We start from the raw sequence: 16,375 nt of genomic DNA on the forward strand, positions 1-16,375 counted from the left end.
TGTTACTAAATCGCGATTTGTAATGCAACTTGTAGTATTCCTACGAAATTGACAAAATTGTGACTAATTTTGGTAATGAAATCATTTCATACTTGCCCCGTCCTTGCTTTATCACAATAAACGAATGCATAAAAAAGTTCACAAAAAAAGCTGAACCTATGCAAGAGGTTCAGCTTTCTATTTTTCACTGCAGGTTATTACCAAGCTGGGCAACAATCAAATCCAGCTTTTTGACTTTCGGAAGCTCATAGCCTGGAAAACGTTCATCAAAGTGAGCAAAAACAGGCTCCAGTGCTTCATCTTCAAGCAGTTCTTCATAAGTCCGGAATGTATGTTGATACTGTCCGATATAACGCTTCATCTTTTTATCGAAGCCTGATAAATGGTATGTGGATGAGTAATCAAAGGCTTTCACGATATCACTATCATAGGTTGGGAAACTTGGATTAATGGTATGCAGCATAGAAGCAGCTAATGGAAACTGCATCGTTGGGTTCCCCTTGTGATTCTTCACCTCGTAAAGGCTTTTCGTAATGTGGACGATGTTCGGGCGTTCATATCCACGTTGTTCTTCCATCAGTTTGAAATAGTACGTCTCAAACTCCTTCGTCAGACTTGGGTTGTCCAGCCGGAAGAAATGCCGGAAGATGAATTGATATAGCGTGTCGTCAGGTACATAAGTATCCTGAAAGACGGAGTGCAGGTAAAGATACACATCCAGTTTTTCCAGTGGAATCCGGTTCACCACTTTTTCATAGTCTTCCAAGATCAAATCTTTCAGGTCGCTTGCCGTTCTGTATTTCATCAATAATCACCTCTATTCGCTTATTCCACACATGAGAAACCTGAAAACTCCTGATTGTAAAGTTTTTATGAATATTTCTACTTCTATTCTACATAAGATTTTAACGTTTTCCAAAGGTTTTCAAAGATCCGGACTAAGATCCAGTTCGTCCGTAATCTTGCTTGAGTTTATGAAGAACCGACCGATGGTATAAGAAAAGGAGGGATAAGATGGACATCGCCGCAATATCCATGTCTATGAGTACAGCAAGCCTTAAGCAACAATCCAGTCTGGCTTTGATGGATAAAGTAAAAGGGGATACCGAAGAGAAAGGGAACCAAATGGTCGAAATGCTTAAACAATCCGTTCCCCACCCTGACCTAGGCAGACAGATTGATTTGAAAGGATAAAAAGTGGAGAGAGTAAGGGAATTCTACTATCTTCACTTTAAGGAGTGGTTTACATCGAGCAACGCCTGGCTTTAAGCGGATTCACCTTATTTATGATTGGAGTAGGTCTCTACCTTCTCCAACCCATAGCCATTTTAAGGTTTCTCATCCCTACTTTTACCATTGGAGGAGTATGTATTATAGCCATTTCCACCTTTCTTTCCATGAAAAAAAGCCGCTGAATGCGGCTTTCTTTTATTCGTTATTATTTTCTTCGTCTGTTGTTGCTCCATCATCAGTCATGCCGTCTTCCCCATTTTCACCATCTGTCATATCATCTTGTTCTTTTTCTTTTTCTTCTTCATTCATGTCGCCTTCTTCATCCATACCGTCATCCATGTTGTCTTCTTCATCCATGTCGCCCTCTTCATCCATACCGTCATCCATATTGTCCTCTTCGTTGTTGTTTTCTTCTTCCATGTTGTTGTCTTCTTGAGGCTCTTCTTCAGAAGCACAAGCTCCTAATAGGGATACAGCAAAAAACGCGACCAAAAGTTTCATAAGTAATGCTTTCATCGGTGTTTCCTCCTTTTAATGATTTCCCAAACTAGTATGTCCATATTCTGTAAGTTCATCCATATAACTAATTTTTTTCTATCTTCTTATTCCAGTAAAGCTCCATTTAGTTGAAAACTCAGTTTCGAGACTTTTGTTGGGTGGATGGGGGCTGCGGGGAATAGCTCGAAACTACCTTCCAGCAAGAGGAGCTTTTATGGTTGAGAATCCTATATCAATGCGGTTTAAACAGGATTTATAACATTTTAGGCAAGGTAATATAAGAGGGGCTTCGAGAACCTCGTATGGCAAAGGGGCGGAGGGAAACGGTGAGACTCCTGTGGGAAGTGCGTGGTAGATGAGACCCCGCAGAGCGTTAGCTCGAGGAGGCTCATCACTCGCCCACGGAAAGCGAGCTATTCCCGGAGCCCCTAAACTCCAACGAAAGTCTCGAAATCAAGTCTTCCACAATCCTGCCATATACTAAAAAAGAACGCAGCCGGCGCTGCGTTCTTTTTTATGATTATTTTAAAGCAAACATGATTTCCGCTTCACATGCAATTTCTCCATCGACAGAAGCTGTTGCTTTTCCTTTTCCTACAGGACCTTTCAAACGGACGATTTCTACTTCCAATTTCAAACGGTCACCAGGCTTGACTTGACGTTTGAAGCGGCATTTATCAATTCCTGTGAAAAATGCGAGTTTCCCCTGGTTTTCTTCTTTTTTCAGCATGGCCACAGCCCCCATTTGGGCCATCGCTTCTGTGATCAACACACCCGGCATGACAGGGTAGTCGGGGAAGTGCCCCTGGAAGAAGGGTTCGTTCATTGTGACATTCTTGTATCCGACCGCACGCTCACCTTCTACAATCTCTTCTACTTGGTCAATTAGTAGAAAGGGATAACGGTGTGGGATGATTTCTTTGATTTGTTGTATGTCTAGCATAATCAGGCTCCTTTCCTATCCATGCTTTTATTATAAAAGAAGCACAAGCCAGGAACAAAGTTTTTCTGAGTGCTCGTTTTAAATCAACCATTTAGGGAAAATATACAACTAAGTTCACCTATTACAAAGAGGAGGCCGATACAATGCTTTGGACGATATTAATTATCATCCTCGTTCTATGGCTATTGGGCTTACTCGGGGGTATCGCTGGAAATTTGATTCATATTTTACTTGTGGTCGCCCTCGTTGTACTCATCGTCCGTCTTGTGCAAGGCCGTGGGCGATTATAGCCAAATGAAAGAAACCGCTATGGACGTATCCATAGCGGTTTTATTTATGAGCTCCGTGTCAGTTCATTTGTTGAGGAAGAGTTGGTAGAAAGAGTTTGTTCGCTGCTTCCCGCCATTTGCGTATGTTTCATTTCCCTTACTGGGCTCGTCGGGCTCAACCAAAAGGTGTACCACGAACCTTCTTTAATTATCGGATCAAGATCGAACAGTTCATATTCACAGCTTTGAGTAATCTCTTTCAATTCTCCTTTGTTAGGCAAGGCAAAAAGGTTGGAGTGAGCGACAAAGAAGCTGTTAAAGGCTGAAGAAAATGCTTCTCCATGCTCCGTTTCATTGATTGGTGTAATAACTGAGATCAGCCCTTGATTACTCACGTAAGTGTGGAGGTGATTCAATAGACGCCTGCGATCTTCCGGATGAATATAGTGGAAGATGTTATGCAGGAGGACGACATCCACATTTTCCTCCTCACGAGGTTTCCACTCATTAATATCACCTACTTCAAAGGTGATGTTCGGATAACCTTCAGATAAGGTACGCGCTTTTTCAATGACCTTCTGATTGATGTCTACTCCGATCATTTCCAAATGTGGATATTCCATAGCCAGTTTTCTTAGATATCCTCCATGTCCACAGCCTAAATCTACGACAGAAGTTACTTTTTTATCTTTGATCATCCGCTTAATCTTCTTAATAGCGAAATGCTCAAGCAGAGCAGACGTTTCTGCGACTACTTCTCCATGTCGCTCATGGTTGAATTCTGCCCTTTCGTGGGATTTCATGATGTCTGGGTACTTTAATAGTGTCGGCAGGTGCAATTCCATCATTTCTTTCAGTAAGGCTTTAACTCCAGGTGACTGGTCATCTCCCATCAAGCTGGCACATTTTCTTTTTGATGTTCGAAAGCGGTTGTTTGGGCGTTTTTTCATATGCTTAACCGCTACTCCCACATTCACCCAGGAAGCGAGCAGGTCATAGGGATAACCCGTTTTCTCACTGATTGCTTCAACTGTCCTCGCTGTCCTGAATTCATCAAAAAGACCGAGTTCTGATCCCACATAAGCGTGCCAGCTAGGCAGGAACGATTCGTTCTTTTTCATCCATTTCCTTGCCTGCATCGCCGTTACCCATTCATTCATGATATCCTTCCTTTCTCGTTTCTTTTCCAAGGATAATCTTCTTCTTCAGAAAAGAGATACTGACGCTGTTTTTGATCTGATACCCTTTTTTGTCTTGATGGAAGCATACTGCCTTGGACGGCTCTGTCCACCAAACTGAAATCCCATTTTCCAAGTCCTGATATATTCAGCATTTGTTTGACGTGAAGCTGATCATCATCATAGATTCTCTGGACGGCTTTCAAACGGAATTTCCTCCACCATTCGTATTGGAACGAATAAACAAGAGCCGACAAATGACTTAAGTTGAGTAAGAATTCTACACGAGGTCTGCGCACATCCTCATAATAATGAAGATAGTCCGTGTAGGTTTTCCCCTCTTCCTTACACCAGGCCAGAAGCTCACCTAATACATCAGCATCCTGGATGGCGAGATTCATCCCCTCCCCGGCCATGGGGTGAACGGTGTGCGCGGCGTCCCCCAGGATTGCTATATTTCCGGAATAATAACGGTCGACATGATACGTAAATGGAATCATCAATTGAACCGTTTTCCAATCCTCGATGGTCCGAACCCCCTCCGCAAGCTCTGGTTCCAGTTCACTGTAAGCTTGATAGAGGGACTCCAGCCCTTTTTCCTGAATGCGTTTATACTCTCCGGCTTTGATTAAAAACACAGTCCGTACTTCGTTATCCGGAAGGGGGAATAATCCTAGAAAACAGCTGGATGTCGTAATGATTTTTCCTTTTGTAAATGATGCCGGGCGGGGAATGGTCACCGTCAGAAAATGATGATTGTAGTCTTTCCTTTTCACATGGACGTTCATGGCATCACGCGTAGGTGAGCTTCGTCCTTCTGCTCCTATGTACACTTGAGCCTGGACGTAGAATATCTCCTTCTTGTGCTTCACCTTTGCCATCCCTTTTTCAAAACCCATGAATCTTGCCCCTGGAAGGTAATGAAAAAATTCATCATATTCCTTCCCCTTATTCCTTAGGATTTCTTTTGTTTTTTCATGCGGAACCATTAAAGCATGATCGTAAATGCTGGCGACTCGACTGTAACTCAACTCTGTCAGATTGATCTCTTCTGGAGTACTGCCACGGTTACGTTGAACTTCCTGAAAACGCAGTTGGTCGATAACATGACCGTTCTCTTCCACTTCATCCAATACGCCCAGCCTTTCGAGAATAGCCAGTGTCTTGGGTTGCAGAAGTTCACCTTTATATACAGGAGATTCTCTTTTGAGCTGCTCCGCTATGACCACATGAACACCACGGCTGGCAAGTTTCGCCGCAAGAGCAAGTCCTCCTACACCGCCGCCGGCAATAAATACATCTGTCTTCAAGATTATGATCCCTCCCCGCTTCTTTGTCCTCTGTACGGTTGTAATTCCCTATTCCATAGCTTGAAAACATCTGATGCGCCGCTTCATTGGTACGGAAAAGGAAGAGAGCCCTATCAGCCGTGAGCGGTGCCTCATGAGCAGTGCCAGGCACCCTCAGCCATATACGTGGTGCCAGGCTTTGTGTTCAAAAAATCACAAATGGAACAAAAAGAACACGAGTCGTACCGACTCGTGTTCTGCATATTGAATAAGCTTACCTCATAGAATGAAGTACAAGCTAACGATTATTCTGTTTTTGTCACGATATCCCAAATATGACGCCATGTATCCATTTCAAGTGCGTCTGTCGGGTTACCATCACCAATAACTCCATATCCGACCATTAATCCAATCAGTAAGGCCGCCGCACTGAAAAGAAGGACAAGGATGATCCGCAGCCATATCGGCAGGACTCGCCGCCGCCCTTTTTTCGGAGCTTTCTCTTCGGCTTCCGACTTCTGTTTGTTGGACGATGCTTTCGCCGGCTTCTGCTTCGTGGCTTCATCTAAAGCTTGACGCTTTTTTTCTTTTTCCTGATCTTTATTTAGCTTTTTGCCTGTTGATTTAGGATCTGTTGCCATGGTCCGTCAAACTCCTTACGTTTATGATCTCAGTTGACTCACAAGCCCCATCATTTGATCACCTGTGGATATGGATTTGGCGTTGAATTGATAGGCACGTTGAGCCATCAGCATTTCTGTCATCTGCCTGGCTACATCCACATTCGATGTTTCAAGCGTCTGGGACTGCATTTTTACATCTCCAGAAAGCACATCTCCCATAATTCCATCCTCTTCTACATTGTCTGGAATACGGAAACGATTCGCCCCAACCGATTCTAACATACGTGGCCGGACAGCTTCACTAACATCCAACGTGCCTTCCACCACTTGGTTTTGATTTCTTGTGACTAGAATTCTTCCATTCGGATCGATATTGATGGCTTGAAAATTGTCTTCAAGGATAATATTTTCACCGTCCGCACCGATGACTGGGTGGCCATCCGCATCTGTCAGAAGCAATTGACCATCATCGATCGGATTCAAATAGAAGTTCCCTGCGCGGGTATAGTGAATTTCCTGGCCTTGTTCCGTCGTAACTCGGAGGCCGAACATATGGTGGTCTTCCAATAAAGCCACATCCAGTTCTCTGCCCGTATTTTTCAGGCTTCCCTGAGTCAGATCAAGGTTCGTGTGACCAAGCTTTGCACCTGAACCAACACGGATGCCTTCCGGTGTCAGCCGGCCGACCTCTGCTTCAGAGTGAGACTGGTTGTCGATCTGTTGATACAGTAATGAAGAAAAATCGGCGTTGCGGCTTTTGTACCCTGTCGTTTCACTGTTAGACAAGTTGTTTCCGACAAGATCCAGCTTTTTCTGCAGCTGCCCCATCGTTACAGCCGATTGGATCATAGAACGATTCATGAACGTTGCCACACTCCTTAACTAATTCTTCCGATTTCTGTCACTGCTTTCTGCATGCTCTGATCATAAGCTTTTAAGACACGCTGGTTCATTTCGAATGAACGGTATGTATTCATCATTTCTGTCATAGTCCTGTTCGGATCGACATTTGATTGCTCTAGGTGGTGTTGACGAATGGAGAAACCGACTCCTTCTTCCGCTCCGGGGTTCAACAAAATGGTCCCCTCCTCAGAAAGACGATAGAGATCGTTTCCTTCTTTAACCATTTGAGAAGCATCCGGTGTATAAGACACTCCGAGTGTGAGGGCCTGTCCATTTACGGTAAGCTCTCCATTTTGTGAAACATCAAATTCCATGCCGCCCGTATTGATTGGCTCTCCGTTTTCATCCAAAACATAATACCCGAGATTTGTCGTCAAGAAACCTTTCCCATCCACAGTGAAGTTCCCATTACGTGTGTACCGCTCTTCCCCATCTTCATTTTGAACACGAAAGAAAAGAGAACCGGACTCCTCCGGCACCTCATTTTGTATAAGGGCAAGGTCTGTCCCTACCCCTGTTTCTTTCAGGTCTCCTTGAGCAAAAGAAGGAATCGCTTCCTGCATATAAACACCTGTGTTAAGGGATCCTACATGTCTGCCATCAGGTATTTTGAATCCATTCTTCGTCGGGATCGTTTTGCTTCCCATCCGCTCGATTAATAGCTCTGGAAAAGCACGCATCGTTCCCTGATCTGCTTTGTACCCGGGTGTGTACGCGTTCGCCATGTTATTCGACAACGTTTCCTGCATCCTCTGGTTGGCCATCATACCTGCTGCTGCTGTGTAAAATCCCCTTAACAAGGTGTCCTCACTCCTTCCGTCCCAACTAAACTATAGTTTCGTGGAAATACGCTTATCGATATTTTCAAGCATAATGCCTGTACCTGTAGCGACACAATCCATCGGAGATTCAGCTACAAGAACAGGAACCTTCAGCTCTTCGGCGAGCAGTTGGTCAATGCCATGCAGAAGTGCTCCGCCGCCTGTCATGATCACTCCACGATCAATGATATCAGCAGATAATTCAGGTGGTGTACGTTCCAGCACTTGTTTCGCCGCTTGAACGATGACCTGGACCGACTCACGCAAAGATCTTTCAATTTCTTCTGAATTGACGGAGATCGTTCGTGGTAATCCGGACACCATGTCTCGCCCGCGAATTTCGATTTCCTCGTTTCTTGAACCTGGGAACACCGTAGCCACACTGATCTTAATATCTTCAGCTGTGCGTTCACCAATCAACAGTTTATATTCTTTTTTAATGTATTGTAGAATCTCATGGTCAAACTTGTCACCGGCCATTTTAATGGAAGAAGCCGTGACAATATCACCCATGGATAAAACAGCGACATCCGTTGTGCCGCCTCCGATATCGACCACCATGTTTCCGCTTGGCTGGAAGATATCCATACCGGCACCAATCGCTGCTACCTTAGGCTCTTCTTCTAAATAAACTTTTTTACCACCGGATTTCTCAGCCGCTTCTTTGATCGCTTTCTGCTCCACTTTCGTAATGTTCGTCGGGCAACAGATCAACATGCGCGGTTTTGATAAGAATCCTCTCACGTTTGTTTTTTGGATAAAGTGCTTCAGCATCGCCTCAGTAACGTCAAAATCTGCAATGACACCGTCCTTAAGCGGCCGGATAGCTTCAATGTTGCCTGGCGTACGTCCGACCATCCGGCGGGCCTCTTCACCTACCTCAAGCACTTTCCCAGTGTTACGGTCCATGGCAACCACAGACGGTTCGTTCAATACAATTCCTTTACCTTTTACGTGGATGAGTACGTTCGCTGTACCCAGGTCAATTCCTATATCTCTCGCAAACATGTTCTGTAGATCCTCCCTATTGTAAAAAACATAATCCAAGTAACGTGCAGGACCCTCGTAATCCGTTACGTTACACCGGCAATGGAGATCAATCTCCTTCAACTTATATTTCCCTATTGTTTCAAGTTCTATTTTCGATTTAAATCATGCACATCTAGTTCTTTATTCTATCACAAAATTACGACATCCGTCTCTTGAGAGATGAAAAAAGTTACCAAATATCGAGGAAATATGACAAAGGGAGGAGAACAGCGTTCAGGCGAGAGGTTGAACAGGTTGATCATCCACGAATTGAGACTTGTATTTTCTGCGGGTCGCTTCTCCACCTCTGAGATGGCGGATTTCTTTATGGTGATCAAGTATCTTCTTCACTTCCTTGGCAAGTTCAGGATTCACTTCCGGAAGCCTTTCGGTCAAGTCTTTGTGGACCGTACTTTTAGAAACTCCAAACTCTTTGGCAATCACTCTTACCGTTTTTTTCGTTTCAATAATGTGCTCACCGATCTTGATAGTCCTCTCTTTGATGTAATCATGCACTCCACTCGCCTCCTGTGATTGACTATCCAAGGGGGTGGGATTCTTAGGAAAGCGGTTCAATTGTTTTGTTAAGGGTGTTTACTCTGGAAGTTAAATCATGCTGGATCACCCTGGATGTTACCGAGTGCTCGGTTATCCTCATTGTATTAATAAAAGTTCTAAGATATGCCAGATGATGCATGGGGTGATGTGATTTCTTGTAATTTCATGCTTAATCTCAACCATTGAACATCCGTGTCTTCATCTTATGTAACACAAAAGGCTTCATACTTGCTTAAACGCACTGCAGAAACAAATAGATATCAGCTTAGAGATAAACACAAAAAAAATGAGGGCAGAACCCTCATTTTTTAAGCTTGTGTGGCGGAGATGGAAGAGGCACTATCTTCATCTGGTGTTTGCTCTTCATCTTCAGAACCAGCTGGATCTTCATCCGTATTCAATTCTTCATCCGTAGACTGCTCGGCATCATCAGAAGATTGCTCTGTACCTTCAGAAGGCTCTTCGCCGTCTCCTTGTGGCTCTTCAGCAGGAGCTTCATCTTCTTTTTGAGCTTCTTCTCCTGCATTTTCAATGATTTTACTCATTGGCTGACCGAAAAACTCTTCAGGATTAACAGGCTGCCCATCACTGCGCACTTCAAAGTGTACATGGACACCACTTGCTTGACCGAAGGAGTTCTTACCTGCAGAACCAAGAACATCACCTTGTGCTACATCTGATCCTGCTAAAACATCGACATCTTCTAAACTAGCATACACAGTAGAAATGTTTTCATCATGTGTGATTTCAATTACATTGCCGTATAGCGGATCCTCTTTAACTTCTGTGACTGTTCCTGACAAAGCTGCTGTAACTTCGAAAGCTTCTCCATCTTCTCTAGTAATGTCTACGCCTTCGCTTTGGTAATACTTATTGTTGTATAGGACCAGTGCACTTTCTTGATCTTGCTCGGAAGCGTCGTAATCATAGAATTTAGTGACAATGGATGCTGCCTTTTCATCTGCTACAGGCATTTCCAAGTTTTCCTGGTGTTCCATGACTGGCACAGTATCTTTCTCATTATCTGCTGTCAAAAATTCGTCCTGGACTTTGGAATCCGGCTGCTCCGCGATTTGGTCTTCCAAATCACTAGCCCCCTGCTGATACCAAAACACTCCGACAAGTACTAATGCAGCCACTGACAAATACAATGCTGGATACAACCACTTCTTGCGCATCAAGCGTTTGAACTTTAATTTAGTCACGCTTTTTTTACCTTCCTCTTTCATGTTCATCACCTCAAAAACCATTCTGAACACTTATTTGAGATTATATACATTTACCAGAAAAAATTTATATTTCATAGAGTACTTATACAAGATTGGCGCCCCATTCTTAAAGACAATAAGTCTGAACAACGAAAAAAGAGCTGCACAGGGCAGCTCTTTAGTTTACTGTATCTTCTTTTTCAATGGTCAAAGAAGCCGTTTGGGTACTGAGAGGAGCAATTTCTGTATCCTGGTAATAGTGGTGAATGATTTCTTTATAATCCTTGCCTGATTTGGCCATGCCATTGGCCCCGTACTGACTCATTCCTACGCCGTGGCCATAGCCTTTCGTTGTGAAGATGACATGATCCCCTTTTTGTTTGATCGTAAAGTCACTGGATGGCAGGCCGATTTTTTCACGGATTTCTCTTCCAGAAAACGATTGATCCCCGAAATGAACTTCGTCTACCCTGTTTCCTTCTGTCTTTGTCATCGTAGTCTGCTGGATTCCAGTCCCTATGCTAACTCCTAAGGCTTGCTCAAGCTCTGCAACGGTAATGATTTTTTGGTCCACGAATTTCGGTGATTCCTGATCCCATGGACTTTCTACACTTTGAAGGTATGGAATGTCATGCTCCCAATAATCTCCTGCGTTTTCTGTGTAGCCGTTACTCGTTGAGAAGAAAGCGGCCGTAATGGGCTGTTGGTCATACGTAATAATTTCACCCTTCGTAGCGTGGACAGCCTCTGTGATTTTCTTCATGTTCGCTTCATAATTATCTTTCCATTGACTCCGTAGTTGGTCTTCATCCTTATACACTTGGTGACTGACTGTATCGGTAACATCTGCTTCTGAAGAAACTTTCTCCCCTTGGACCAGGTGGCGCGTAATATAAGTCCTGGCTGCTAGGGCCTGCGCTTTCAAAGCTTCCATTTCGAAATTCACGGGCATTTCAGAAGCGACGACTCGAGCAACATAACTTTCTAACGGAACCTCTTCCACCTCTTTTGTCGTGCTGCGTAATACTTTGACTGCAAAAGGGGAGTCCTCTACGCTCGCTACTTCTTCTGTTTGCGGAGTTTCCTTCACTTCTTCCGTCCCCCCGGAATTCGTAAATGGAACGACAATCATCGTTGGTAAGATGAGTATTATTGTGAATAAACCACATACAGCAAGTATTCCAATTCCGTTGTTTTTTTTCATCCGCATCCTCCTGGTTACATAGTAAATCCCTCTACTAAAAATGTATCCAGAAATAGAAGATGATAGAACTAAAAAAGCTTACCTATTTCAAAAATATTGAAACAGGCAAGCTATAAAGATGTATATATTATAATGTCGATACTGATTCGCTTGGTTCGTGATCTTCTGAATAAACTTCTTCTTCTCTGACACGCTCAATATCAGCGCCGAGTGTAGCTAATTTCTCAGCAAAATCCACATATCCGCGATCCAAGTGCTTAAGCTCCGTTACCCGTGTATATCCATCGGCAACTAAGCCTGCCAGGATCAACGCCGCTCCCGCTCTAAGATCGGTTGCTGCAACTTCTGCCCCTTGTAAGGATGATGGTCCTTCTACAATGACACTGCGACCCTCAATTTTCAAATTCGCATTCATACGACGGAATTCTTCGACGTGCATGAAACGATTTTCAAAAACGGTTTCTGTAATGACGCTTGTGCCTGCTGCATTCAGCATCAGAGCCATCATTTGAGATTGCATATCTGTCGGGAAACCAGGGTGTGGCATCGTTTTAATGTCGGTGGCTTGAAGAATATCCGGTCCAATTACACGTAGACCACTTTCTTCTTCTTTAATGGTGACGCCCATCTCCTCCATCTTGGAAACAAGAGGACGCAAATGTTCGTGCATGGCACCTTGTACGAGAACATTCCCTCCAGTAATTGCTGCAGCTACCATAAATGTACCTGCCTCAATACGGTCGGGGATGATGGTATGAGTCGTACCAACAAGCTTCTCTACACCTTCGATGCGAATGGTTTCTGTTCCTGCACCGACGATGTGAGCGCCCATTTTATTCAAATAGTTTGCCAGGTCGACAATTTCTGGTTCTTTTGCACAATTTTCAAGAACCGTCTTTCCTTCTGCAAGAGCTGCAGCCATCATGACGTTTTCTGTCGCACCAACACTTGGTACATCGAAGTAAATTTTCGCACCTTTCAGGCGGCCGTTAACTTCAGCTTCTACATAGCCATTACCAACGGTTACTTCAGCTCCCATTGCTTCAAAGCCTTTTAAGTGCTGATCAATCGGGCGTGAACCAATAGCACATCCTCCGGGCATAGCAACCTTAGCATGGCCATACCGGGCCAAAAGTGGTCCCAATACAAGAACAGAGGCGCGCATTTTTCTTACATATTCAATTGGTGCTTCCGTTTCCAGTTCACTAGAAGCATCTACCGTGACTGTGTTACCCACCATATTTACATCTGCATTCATATGTCGAATCACTTCATTGATCGTATATACATCAGCTAGTGCGGGTACTTCATGCAGTACGCTTTTTCCTTCACTTGCAATAATACTTGCTGCGATGACAGGCAGTACGGCATTCTTGGCACCTTCTGCTTTAACGGTACCATTCAGCTGCCTCCCACCACGGACGATGATTTTTTCCAAGGTTCATTCTCCTCCGCGTCCATATTCATTATTATTAATATTCAGCAGTTATTATGGGTGTGCCAATCGTGATGTTTGTCTCCCCGCCCAAAGTTCGGGTCGCGAATTGAACGTTCATCATTCGATCCCCAGCATCAATGGCCTGATCCCACTTTTGGGTGTATCCGGTCCTGCTCGTCCAACCGTTTTCGTCGATTTCATCTATTGTTGTTATGTCGAAAGCTTGTTTGAATTTTTTATACACTAAAACATCATCAATAATACCACTAAATTTGGTCTTAATACAAGAGAAATTAGTGACATTTTTTGAGAAAAATCGACGAGATATTTCATTCATGCTTGTTTGATTAATGTTTGTTAATGAAGGTGTTCCCTGTCCTTCTGTGGTATAAACCACTTCCACGTCGCTCCACGCATTTTTTGGAACAATCATGCTAAAACTTTCGATGATTTCTTCGTTTTTATGACTGTTTTTGACGTTATACTTCACGGCGTTCATCGTAATCTCTTCTGTTACGACAGAATCAGACCAGAACTCCAGGAGATCCACTTTCAAACGATCTGCCTTTTTTCTAGATACTTTTTCTTTCATCGTGATCGTCCAGCCATTCACTTCAAGCTGCTTATCCGCAGCAAATGACGAAAACTCCATGAGGGTTTCTTGAGCTCCTGTCACTTCCTGTGGATAAGCACCTGTTCCTATAATAAATAGAGCAATGATTCCAGCCAAAACACTTTTCATTTTGAATGCCTCCCCAAGCATTTTCTTACTATAAGTTTGACCTGAGAAGAGGACATTCATACGAAACATTTCCTAACAACTTTAGACATTTGTCCAACATCTTTAAAATAAATAAATCAGGCTGTTTGACCACTTAATAAAATCAAGAAAGAAGTTGCTGACCGTTGTTCCTAGGGCGATGGTTACTAAAATAAGCAAAGCCCTTGCTTCAAAGACTTTGTTTTTCCTGAAGAATGCATCAAAATTGATCGACTGCAAGACCCTCCAGGCAATGATGATGAAAATCAAGTGCGAAGTCATGCTGAGAATCGCTTCTTCTGCAAAGTATTGTTCCATAGGTGCTGCTCCTTCCCTGAGGAATGTCGAGATCCCTCATCTCTCCATCAATGGTTCAAGATAAACTGACAAAAGAGGGAATATTCCACTCCATTTCCCGGGCAATAATAGACATTTTACATCTTTTTGACGGGACTATCCAAAATTCGCTGACGAAAAAAAGCTGTATAACTCACAAAAAAACTGCTCTCGTAAAGAAAGCAGTTTAGAAGTTGTTCTCATAAACATTCAAGCGATTCAAGGCACGCTTGAGTGCCATTTCAGCCCGTTGGAAATCAATGTCGGCTTGTTTGTCCTGAAGGCGACGTTCGGCACGTTCTTTGGCCATACGGGCACGATCGATATCAATATCTGCTGGTTTTTCAGCAGATTGAGCAAGAATCGTGACTTTATCTGGACGAACTTCCAAGAAACCGCCACTTACCGCGATACGATCTGATTTGCCTTCCCCTTTAAGACGAACAGCGCTGATCGTCAAAGGCGCGACCATCGGAATGTGACCTGGAAGGATTCCAAGTTCACCGCTTTCCGCCTTACAGCTGACCATTTCAAATGCATCTTCCAACACCGGGCCATCAGGAGTGACTACACTCACCGTCAGTGTGCTCATTCGTATTCCTCCTTGGCTGATCATGAAGAGGAAGAGGAACTTTACTCAAGCCCCTCTATCCACCAGACCTGTTTATTGCATTTGTTTTGATTTTTCAACGACTTCTTCGATTCGTCCAACGAGACGGAACGCATCTTCCGGAATATCGTCGTATTTGCCGTCAAGGATTTCCTTGAAGCCTTTAACTGTTTCTGAAACAGGCACATAAGAACCAGGCTGGCCCGTGAACTGTTCTGCCACGTGGAAGTTCTGAGAAAGGAAGAACTGTACGCGACGTGCACGGGATACTGTCAATTTGTCCTCATCAGAAAGTTCATCCATACCCAGGATCGCAATGATATCCTGAAGCTCTTTATAGCGCTGAAGTGTACGCTGAACTTCGCGGGCGATTTCGTAGTGCTCTTCGCCGACAATTTCAGGGTCTAGAGCACGAGAAGTGGAAGCAAGCGGGTCTACGGCTGGGTAGATTCCCTGCTCAGACAGCTTACGCTCAAGGTTTGTCGTTGCATCCAAGTGGGCGAAAGTTGTGGCAGGCGCAGGGTCTGTATAGTCATCGGCAGGGACATAAATCGCCTGGATGGAAGTAACGGATCCTTTGTCTGTCGAAGTGATTCGCTCCTGAAGCTGACCCATCTCTGTAGCAAGCGTCGGCTGATAACCAACAGCTGATGGCATACGTCCAAGCAGGGCAGAAACTTCAAGACCACCTTGGGTGAAACGGAAAATGTTATCGATAAAGAAGAGAACATCCTGTCCTTCTTCATCACGGAAGTATTCGGCCATCGTTAGTCCAGACAGGGCCACACGCATACGTGCACCAGGCGGCTCGTTCATCTGTCCGAATACCATGGCTGTCTTCTTGATAACCCCGGAGTCAGTCATTTCATAGTATAGGTCGTTTCCTTCACGTGTACGTTCACCAACACCAGCGAATACGGAAATACCACCGTGCTCTTGTGCGATGTTGTTGATCAATTCCTGGATCAGTACGGTTTTACCTACACCGGCACCACCGAACAAACCGATCTTACCACCTTTTACATAAGGGGCAAGAAGGTCTACTACTTTAATTCCTGTTTCAAGAATTTCAGTTTCTGTAGCCAGGTTTTCAAATTTAGGAGCTTCGCGGTGAATTGGGTCACGGCGGACATCACCAAGTGGCTCATCAAGGTCGATCGTGTCGCCTTCTACGTTAAATACACGCCCAAGAGTTACTTCCCCTACAGGTACAGAAATCGGATTACCTGTGTCCGTAACTGTTGTACCACGCATGACACCATCCGTAGATGACATGGCAACGGTACGAACGGTATTGTCACCCAGGTGAAGGGCAACTTCCAATGTAAGATCGACGCTCTTTTCGTTTTCGTTTTTCGCTTCGTAACTTACGTGCAATGCGTTATTAAGATCAGGGAGATGTCCATCATCGAACGTTACGTCAACAACGGGTCCCATGATTTGGGTCACGCGTCCATTACTCATCGATTTCCCTC

The 16,375-nt window shown here is 44.1% G+C and carries 19 protein-coding genes; 2 read left to right on the top strand and 17 right to left on the bottom strand.

Annotated elements, in window-relative coordinates:
- Positions 1 to 184 precede the first annotated feature (184 nt).
- The gene (locus VKA52_RS10545; RefSeq protein ID WP_160910955.1) at positions 185 to 805 is read right to left on the bottom strand and encodes a hypothetical protein; all 621 of its coding nucleotides are present in this window, start codon (positions 803 to 805) and stop codon (positions 185 to 187) included.
- A 209-nt stretch (positions 806 to 1,014) separates the two neighbouring features.
- Between VKA52_RS10545 and VKA52_RS10550 the strand changes: the two genes are divergently transcribed.
- A complete protein-coding gene (locus VKA52_RS10550; RefSeq protein ID WP_326315633.1) occupies positions 1,015 to 1,194 on the top strand; it encodes a YjfB family protein in 180 nt (59 codons plus the stop codon).
- Between the two features lie 234 nt (positions 1,195 to 1,428).
- Here VKA52_RS10550 and VKA52_RS10555 read toward each other — a convergent pair whose 3' ends face one another.
- Both VKA52_RS10555 and fabZ read right to left on the bottom strand, forming a co-directional pair.
- The gene (locus VKA52_RS10555) at positions 1,429 to 1,749 is read right to left on the bottom strand and encodes a hypothetical protein (protein WP_326315634.1); all 321 of its coding nucleotides are present in this window, start codon (positions 1,747 to 1,749) and stop codon (positions 1,429 to 1,431) included.
- 502 nt (positions 1,750 to 2,251) lie between these two features.
- The gene (fabZ, locus tag VKA52_RS10560) at positions 2,252 to 2,674 is read right to left on the bottom strand and encodes a 3-hydroxyacyl-ACP dehydratase FabZ (RefSeq protein WP_160910949.1); all 423 of its coding nucleotides are present in this window, start codon (positions 2,672 to 2,674) and stop codon (positions 2,252 to 2,254) included.
- Between the two features lie 143 nt (positions 2,675 to 2,817).
- On the opposite strand from fabZ, the gene VKA52_RS10565 reads away from it, so the two are divergent.
- Positions 2,818 to 2,964 carry a lmo0937 family membrane protein gene (locus tag VKA52_RS10565; RefSeq protein WP_115823967.1) on the top strand — a complete coding sequence of 49 codons (147 nt, stop codon included), beginning with the start codon at positions 2,818 to 2,820 and terminating at the stop codon, positions 2,962 to 2,964.
- 44 nt (positions 2,965 to 3,008) lie between these two features.
- Here VKA52_RS10565 and VKA52_RS10570 read toward each other — a convergent pair whose 3' ends face one another.
- The 14 genes from VKA52_RS10570 to atpD form a co-directional block, all read right to left on the bottom strand.
- Positions 3,009 to 4,103 carry a class I SAM-dependent methyltransferase gene (locus VKA52_RS10570; RefSeq protein WP_326315635.1) on the bottom strand — a complete coding sequence of 365 codons (1,095 nt, stop codon included), beginning with the start codon at positions 4,101 to 4,103 and terminating at the stop codon, positions 3,009 to 3,011.
- The gene (locus tag VKA52_RS10575) at positions 4,100 to 5,431 is read right to left on the bottom strand and encodes an FAD-dependent oxidoreductase (protein ID WP_326315636.1); all 1,332 of its coding nucleotides are present in this window, start codon (positions 5,429 to 5,431) and stop codon (positions 4,100 to 4,102) included. The genes VKA52_RS10570 and VKA52_RS10575 overlap by 4 nt, the downstream gene beginning before the upstream one ends.
- Before the next feature lie 284 nt (positions 5,432 to 5,715).
- On the bottom strand, positions 5,716 to 6,051 hold the full coding sequence (locus VKA52_RS10580) for a DNA-directed RNA polymerase subunit beta (RefSeq protein ID WP_326315637.1): 336 nt from the start codon (positions 6,049 to 6,051) through the stop codon (positions 5,716 to 5,718).
- A 21-nt stretch (positions 6,052 to 6,072) separates the two neighbouring features.
- Positions 6,073 to 6,906, bottom strand: a complete 834-nt coding sequence (locus VKA52_RS10585; RefSeq protein ID WP_326315638.1) for a flagellar hook-basal body protein — start codon at positions 6,904 to 6,906, stop codon at positions 6,073 to 6,075.
- Between the two features lie 5 nt (positions 6,907 to 6,911).
- Complete coding sequence (locus VKA52_RS10590; RefSeq protein ID WP_326315639.1) at positions 6,912 to 7,736, bottom strand: flagellar hook-basal body protein; 825 nt, start codon at positions 7,734 to 7,736, stop codon at positions 6,912 to 6,914.
- 30 nt (positions 7,737 to 7,766) lie between these two features.
- A complete protein-coding gene (locus VKA52_RS10595) occupies positions 7,767 to 8,765 on the bottom strand; it encodes a rod shape-determining protein (RefSeq protein WP_089652050.1) in 999 nt (332 codons plus the stop codon).
- Between the two features lie 255 nt (positions 8,766 to 9,020).
- On the bottom strand, positions 9,021 to 9,302 hold the full coding sequence (gene spoIIID, locus VKA52_RS10600) for a sporulation transcriptional regulator SpoIIID (protein ID WP_160910936.1): 282 nt from the start codon (positions 9,300 to 9,302) through the stop codon (positions 9,021 to 9,023).
- A gap of 350 nt (positions 9,303 to 9,652) precedes the next feature.
- On the bottom strand, positions 9,653 to 10,549 hold the full coding sequence (locus tag VKA52_RS10605) for a peptidoglycan DD-metalloendopeptidase family protein (protein ID WP_326315640.1): 897 nt from the start codon (positions 10,547 to 10,549) through the stop codon (positions 9,653 to 9,655).
- 181 nt (positions 10,550 to 10,730) lie between these two features.
- Entirely contained in the window at positions 10,731 to 11,756 is a 1,026-nt protein-coding gene (spoIID, locus tag VKA52_RS10610; RefSeq protein WP_326315641.1) for a stage II sporulation protein D, read from the bottom strand.
- Between the two features lie 127 nt (positions 11,757 to 11,883).
- Positions 11,884 to 13,194, bottom strand: a complete 1,311-nt coding sequence (murA, locus tag VKA52_RS10615; protein WP_326315642.1) for a UDP-N-acetylglucosamine 1-carboxyvinyltransferase — start codon at positions 13,192 to 13,194, stop codon at positions 11,884 to 11,886.
- A gap of 34 nt (positions 13,195 to 13,228) precedes the next feature.
- The gene (locus VKA52_RS10620) at positions 13,229 to 13,936 is read right to left on the bottom strand and encodes a YwmB family TATA-box binding protein (protein ID WP_326315643.1); all 708 of its coding nucleotides are present in this window, start codon (positions 13,934 to 13,936) and stop codon (positions 13,229 to 13,231) included.
- A gap of 102 nt (positions 13,937 to 14,038) precedes the next feature.
- Complete coding sequence (locus tag VKA52_RS10625; RefSeq protein WP_326315644.1) at positions 14,039 to 14,272, bottom strand: DUF1146 family protein; 234 nt, start codon at positions 14,270 to 14,272, stop codon at positions 14,039 to 14,041.
- A 205-nt stretch (positions 14,273 to 14,477) separates the two neighbouring features.
- Entirely contained in the window at positions 14,478 to 14,882 is a 405-nt protein-coding gene (locus VKA52_RS10630) for a F0F1 ATP synthase subunit epsilon (RefSeq protein ID WP_089652057.1), read from the bottom strand.
- Positions 14,883 to 14,954: 72 nt separating this feature from the next.
- Positions 14,955 to 16,364, bottom strand: coding sequence for a F0F1 ATP synthase subunit beta (gene atpD, locus VKA52_RS10635; protein WP_206947524.1), 1,410 nt, complete (start codon positions 16,362 to 16,364; stop codon positions 14,955 to 14,957).
- Positions 16,365 to 16,375: the final 11 nt, after the last annotated feature.

It is taken from the genome of Halobacillus sp. HZG1 (assembly GCF_035818575.1).
GTDB classification, from domain to species: domain Bacteria; phylum Bacillota; class Bacilli; order Bacillales; family Halobacillaceae; genus Halobacillus; species Halobacillus litoralis.

Excerpts from the sequence above, each read along its gene's own strand:
- VKA52_RS10545 (WP_160910955.1), bottom strand. The coding sequence starts at position 805 with ATGAAATACAGAACGGCAAGCGACCTGAAAGATTTGATCTTGGAAGAC.
- VKA52_RS10550 (WP_326315633.1), top strand. The coding sequence starts at position 1,015 with ATGGACATCGCCGCAATATCCATGTCTATGAGTACAGCAAGCCTTAAG.
- VKA52_RS10555 (WP_326315634.1), bottom strand. The coding sequence starts at position 1,749 with ATGAAAGCATTACTTATGAAACTTTTGGTCGCGTTTTTTGCTGTATCC.
- fabZ (WP_160910949.1), bottom strand. The coding sequence starts at position 2,674 with ATGCTAGACATACAACAAATCAAAGAAATCATCCCACACCGTTATCCC.
- VKA52_RS10565 (WP_115823967.1), top strand. The coding sequence starts at position 2,818 with ATGCTTTGGACGATATTAATTATCATCCTCGTTCTATGGCTATTGGGC.
- VKA52_RS10570 (WP_326315635.1), bottom strand. The coding sequence starts at position 4,103 with ATGAATGAATGGGTAACGGCGATGCAGGCAAGGAAATGGATGAAAAAG.
- VKA52_RS10580 (WP_326315637.1), bottom strand. The coding sequence starts at position 6,051 with ATGGCAACAGATCCTAAATCAACAGGCAAAAAGCTAAATAAAGATCAG.
- VKA52_RS10595 (WP_089652050.1), bottom strand. The coding sequence starts at position 8,765 with ATGTTTGCGAGAGATATAGGAATTGACCTGGGTACAGCGAACGTACTC.
- spoIID (WP_326315641.1), bottom strand. The coding sequence starts at position 11,756 with ATGAAAAAAAACAACGGAATTGGAATACTTGCTGTATGTGGTTTATTC.
- VKA52_RS10620 (WP_326315643.1), bottom strand. The coding sequence starts at position 13,936 with ATGAAAAGTGTTTTGGCTGGAATCATTGCTCTATTTATTATAGGAACA.
- VKA52_RS10625 (WP_326315644.1), bottom strand. The coding sequence starts at position 14,272 with ATGGAACAATACTTTGCAGAAGAAGCGATTCTCAGCATGACTTCGCAC.
- VKA52_RS10630 (WP_089652057.1), bottom strand. The coding sequence starts at position 14,882 with ATGAGCACACTGACGGTGAGTGTAGTCACTCCTGATGGCCCGGTGTTG.
- atpD (WP_206947524.1), bottom strand. The coding sequence starts at position 16,364 with ATGAGTAATGGACGCGTGACCCAAATCATGGGACCCGTTGTTGACGTA.